Here is a 2,532-nt window from a genome sequence, read left to right on the forward strand (position 1 = left end):
CCTGAACGCCTTCCAGATCGCCTTCGAAGGCCGGCTCACCCCGGCCAACAACTGACCACCTCAACAACCAAGATCAGCCGTTAACTTGACAGACCCCGGCGGCGGGGCGAGGGGCGGCGTCGGGTCCCGCCGGGTCAGCGGCGCCTTGTGCGGTACGCCCGGGCGGGCGCACCCGAGCCGGCTCAGTGCCCGGTCGGCGACACCTCGTTGCGGGACGGTTGCAACGGGACGGGATGCACCGTCGTCGCGGTGCCGATGGCGTCGCCCCCGGCCAGCAGCCGGCGTCCGGCTCGCTCCGGCCGGACGTGGGGGCCCTCCCCCGGGTGGTGGACCGCTGGACGCCCGCTCGCCGCCCGGATCGCGTCCTCGTCGATCCGTACGCCCAGGCCCGGCGAGTCGCCGAGAACGAAGGCACCGTCCTCGACGGACACGTCGATGACGACGCCGACCGGTGGGCACAGGTCCTGTAACTCGCTGGTGAGGTGGTTCGGCACCGACGTCGCGGCGTGCAGCAGGCCGATCGAGACGTTGCCGATCGGGCTGACCGGCAGGTCGTGGGCGTGTGCGAGGGCGGAGACCCGCTGGAAGTGGGTGATCCCCCAGACCGCGGCCATCTGGACGACGTCGACCGCGCCGGCGAGGATCAGCGGGCGATACTGCTCAAGGCCGGTGAGGTTCTCGCCAGTGACACTGACCACCAGGGCGCCGGGCCAGGCAGCCATTTCGGAGGAACCATGACGCCATCGCAGGAGACGGCCACGGATGCCGTGGCCGCCCCGGCCTGGGCACGGCGGCCGGCCAACCTCGCCAAGGCGGTCACCGCCGAGTTGGTGGAGCGCATCGTCCGCGGCGTGCACCCGTCCGGGACGCCCCTGCCTCCCGAGCCGATCCTCTGCGAGACCTTCTCCGTGAGTCGCACCGTCGTCCGGGAAGCGGTGAAGATCCTTCAGGAGAAGGGCCTGGTCCAGGTCCGTCAGGGCGCCGGCACCATGGTCACGTCGCCGTCGATGTGGGACATGCTCGACGAACTCGTCCTCGGCGCCACCATCGCCCAGGACGACAGCCTCGCCATCCTCGACGACCTCGTCGTCACCCGGCGGGTGCTCGAGTCCGACATGGCCAACGTGGCCGCTCGCCTGGCCGACCAGGAAACCGTCGACCGGCTGCGGGCCCAGGTGGACCGGATGGACGAACTCGTCGACAACCACGAGCACGACCGGGCCTTCCACGACAAGGTCATGCAGGCGTCCGGGAACCGCATCGCCCGTGGCGTCGTACGGTCGCTGGAGAGCCAGGTCGTCAACACCGCCCGGTACATGGGTCGGACCGAACGCTCCCTGTGCGTGGCCTCCAACCGTGGGCACCGGCGCATCTACGAACGCATCGCCGCGCACGACCCGGACGGTGCCGCCGAGGCGATGTTCACCCACATCACCGAGGCCTGGTTGGTCCGGCGCAGCGGTTCCGGTGGGCCCGACCGGCTGCGACGCTGAGCGGGTCCACCATCCGGCGGCGGCGCGGCGACGACGGCCCCCTGGCCCACGGCGGTTTCGGGAACCCACCGCCACCAGGAGGCCACCGTCCAGGATCGTCGCCACTGCGGTGACCGAGATCAGCTGAACTGCGCGAAGAACCTCCAGATCTCGCCCTTGGTCCAGGTCGTCACGCCGCTTTCGGCGTACGTCCCGTCCACCGGTCCCGGCATGTGACCGTTGTCGAACGCGGCCCACTGCACCGGGTAGCCGGCCCGGCATCCCGAGTACGCGGTGGTGATGTGCGTCCGGCTCCCGCCACCCGGCTCGGGCGGGTTCTGCGGGGTGCAGCCGTTGTTCCTGACGAACGTGTCGCGCAGGGCCCGCCCCTGGGCGATGCTCAGGACGTTGTCCGTGATGCCGTGCAACCCGAAGTACGCGATGGGCTGCGTACCGCCGCTGCATCCGCTGATCTGCGCGCCGGCGATGACCGCCACGGCCCGGAAGACGGTGGGCCGCGCGCAGGCGAGCGCGTAGCTCATGCCCCCGCCCCAGCTGAACCCGAGGGCGAACCGCTGCCGCGGGTTGACGCACAGGTCGCTCTCGATTCGACTGATCATGTCGTCGACGAACGTGACGTCCTCACCGCCGGAGTTGCCCCAGCCGTTCCCGAGTCCCTGCGGCGCGACCAGGATCGCGGTGTTGTTGGACTGCTCCTGCTGCCCGTAGTAGGACCAGGCGGCGCCGCTGGTGCCGCCGGACGAGATCTCCTGCATGGTGCCGCCCCGCCAGTGGAACGCGAAGATCAGCCGGTACGGATTGGCGTTGTTGTAGTTGGCCGGCAACCGCAGGATGAACGACCGGCTCTTGCCGCCGCTCTGGATCGTGTGCGTGCCGTTGCCCAGCGTCGGGGCCTTGCCGCATCCGGTGCCACCAGGCGGCGGGTTGGTGCCGCTGTCGACCCGGTTGAGCTGCCACTGCTGGTTCGCGCCGTTCCAGTCGGCGTACTGCACGATGTTGCCGCCATCGGCGGTCGAGGCGCCCTGCACCTCCACCACCT

At 70.5% G+C, this 2,532-nt stretch carries 3 protein-coding genes; 1 reads left to right on the top strand and 2 read right to left on the bottom strand.

Translation table 11 applies throughout. The annotated features are described in order from the left end of the window. Positions 1-182: 182 nt before the first annotated feature. Positions 183-722 carry an enolase C-terminal domain-like protein gene (locus tag ACFQUZ_RS32315; protein ID WP_377449090.1) on the bottom strand — a complete coding sequence of 180 codons (540 nt, stop codon included), beginning with the start codon at positions 720-722 and terminating at the stop codon, positions 183-185. Positions 723-734: 12 nt separating this feature from the next. On the opposite strand from ACFQUZ_RS32315, the gene ACFQUZ_RS32320 reads away from it, so the two are divergent. Further along, on the top strand, positions 735-1,493 hold the full coding sequence (locus ACFQUZ_RS32320) for a FadR/GntR family transcriptional regulator (protein ID WP_377449092.1): 759 nt from the start codon (positions 735-737) through the stop codon (positions 1,491-1,493). Between the two features lie 119 nt (positions 1,494-1,612). On the opposite strand, the gene ACFQUZ_RS32325 is transcribed toward ACFQUZ_RS32320, so the two are convergent. Beyond that, the coding region (locus ACFQUZ_RS32325; protein ID WP_377449095.1) for a glycosyl hydrolase at positions 1,613-2,532 on the bottom strand (920 nt) is incomplete at its 5' end.

The organism is Plantactinospora sp. GCM10030261 (assembly GCF_042666615.1).
Classification (GTDB): domain Bacteria; phylum Actinomycetota; class Actinomycetes; order Mycobacteriales; family Micromonosporaceae; genus KBS50.